Origin of the sequence: Shewanella sp. CAL98-MNA-CIBAN-0140 (genome assembly GCF_040309905.1) — a bacterium.
Lineage (GTDB): Bacteria > Pseudomonadota > Gammaproteobacteria > Enterobacterales > Shewanellaceae > Shewanella > Shewanella psychromarinicola.
The window spans coordinates 1-272 of the sequence record NZ_JBEOPI010000160.1 but is presented as its reverse complement, the minus strand read 5'-3'; the positions used below and the strand labels follow the sequence as shown (position 1 = coordinate 272).

Here is a 272-nt window from a genome sequence, read left to right as displayed (position 1 = left end):
GATCAACTGCCAGCGCGGCAATTGCGTAAATGCCGGGCCCTTTTGCGGGCCGCTGAACAGCAGCAGTAAGAACAGAATCGCCGTCCCAACACCAAAGATGCTCAACGTCGCCCACAAATGCCCGACCTGCGCGCCCAATGGCCCAAGCAAGCCGGCCTCCACCGACAGGCCCATGCCCGCCAGAATCACCAACGGCAAAAGCAGCAGCCGTAAAAGGTTATTGCTCGGCCTGGCCTGCGCCAGCCCCTCGGTAGAACGTGCCTGCATACATC

The 272-nt window shown here is 61.0% G+C and carries 1 protein-coding gene; it reads right to left on the bottom strand.

What is annotated here, in order from left to right; translation table 11 throughout:
- The coding region (locus tag AAEY93_RS20585) for a DMT family transporter (protein WP_351079519.1) at window positions 1–272 on the bottom strand (272 nt) is incomplete at both ends.